This window comes from Petrocella sp. FN5 (genome assembly GCF_029210395.1).
GTDB lineage: Bacteria > Bacillota > Clostridia > Lachnospirales > Vallitaleaceae > Petrocella.
Genome location: NZ_JARGDP010000157.1, coordinates 1 through 1,869, shown reverse-complemented (window position 1 = coordinate 1,869; position 1,869 = coordinate 1). Strand labels below are relative to the sequence as shown.

Annotated in this window: 2 protein-coding genes; both read right to left on the bottom strand. The window is 30.1% G+C overall.

Features of this window, described 5'->3' with window-relative positions; genetic code table 11:
- Nucleotides 1–31: 31 nt before the first annotated feature.
- Complete coding sequence (locus P0N36_RS15155) at nt 32–502, bottom strand: hypothetical protein (RefSeq protein WP_275843721.1); 471 nt, start codon at nt 500–502, stop codon at nt 32–34.
- A gap of 540 nt (nt 503–1,042) precedes the next feature.
- Nucleotides 1,043–1,306, bottom strand: coding sequence for a hypothetical protein (locus tag P0N36_RS15150; protein ID WP_275843720.1), 264 nt, complete (start codon nt 1,304–1,306; stop codon nt 1,043–1,045).
- Between the last annotated feature and the right edge of the window lie 563 nt (nt 1,307–1,869).

The window sequence follows — 1,869 nt, the reverse complement described above, 5'->3', positions numbered from 1 at the left end:
CTATAAAAAGTTTTAATCTGAGCTTCTTGTGTCATATTGTATCCTCACCCTCAGATTGTGTTTCTATATTTGGATTTCTTTTTATACTTGTTATGAATATATAACCAACTGCTATCATAGCAAGCAGTGAAACATATTCGTTCTGTATAAAGAAAGGAATTGAAATAACACGTATGATTTTTATAGGATTAAAATATAAAAAGTATTGAAATGCTAGATATACCATTGGTAGACCTTGAATAATTATTTTCCACCATTTTATGGTCCATTTACCACTCTTTTTTATCTCTTCAATAAGGTCTGCAACGCCTATTATTGCACCAAATAAAATGAAATACAAATAATATACTATAAGTCTAAAATACATATTTGCGAGAATCGTATCACTATACTTTTCATCAAAAAAATCTATGTTCATTATAAAAGTATGAATATAGGTTCCAATCACCAAATAACTTATGAATATGAGACTCGTAATGATAATCTTTCTATTTTCCTTCATCCTAAATACCTCTCCTACTTCTTATTATGGCTCATTTACATTTTACTTAAGTTAACTTTTTACGCTATCGAACCAGAGGAACTATCCGAGACCACTGGTTGCTCACTTTCCATGCTTGCGAAAAAATTTATAAACAATTACTCCAATTACAATCACAATTATCCATGCAATTGTCACTGTAATTAAATAAGGTAAGTTATCCAAAGTAATTCCTCCTTTGCAATAGTCTTCAGTCTTAATATATGGTTTGTTAAATTTCAGGGCCATTGACACCTTACAATCCTTATAATTATTAGATTCAATCAACGCAGCACCCTTGTTTAAATATACTTAATAAACAGAGTCATATATTTCAATTATTTTATTGTAGTAATCAGCGGCTTTTAAATAGCTATTATTCTTCATATAACATAATAGTCAGCCATTTCATTGTAATATTAAAATTTGATATCGTTTCGTGCTAAAAATAATGTAACCATGTAACTGACATTCGTCATAGTTTAAAGCTCTTGGCAATAGTCAGAATATCATTTTCGTCGATTAAATCGGTATTAAAAACACTTCATATACCGTTGTCTTGTCTTTTATAAGAAAAATATATGTCCAGTTTTCAATCCTTATATCTTTAGATGCAGCTGGTGGTGAAATAATAATCTTCATTTTGTGTGCTTCGGTAAAAAAGCCATCCAACTTTTTAGATTCAATTATTTCAGAGTGATTTGGTAGCAGTCTTTTTAACGGATCGCTATTATCTGAATAATATGATTGGATGTATAACCCTCCAACTTCTTCATTCTCTATCATAAAATATAGTGTTCCAGTCTCAAGCTCTTTATAAGACCAATCCTCTGGTATAGAGATTGAATAATACGGGGTTCTAATTTCTTGTTCTAGGTTTAAATCACTCTGCTCAATATTACCCTTTTTATTATTAATGTTTTCTTCATCTTGAGTATTCGTTATTTATTCCTGATTTAAAGCATCGTTTGGAAACTTCACTTTACAAGCCCCTAATTGAAAACAGGTATAACAAATACATAGTATAAGTAGTATTTTTCTCATAGTAACATCACCTTCCTTATTATTATAATTTCGCTTATCGGATACCTCTCCTACTTCTTATTATGGCTCATTTACATTTTACTTATGATATCATAAATCAAACATTCTTCATCTACTAGAAGAATGCTTTTACGCTTTATATTCTTTTATGTTTATAGGGGAATATGAGTTGGAGGCCCTCACCTCTGATTTTATTATCCCATTTCAAAGAGCTACTGACAAGCATATATGAGCAAAACACTTCCATTACCCTAGAAGCTAGACACTTGTAACTATTTCTATTGTCTTTGGAATTCATATTCTAA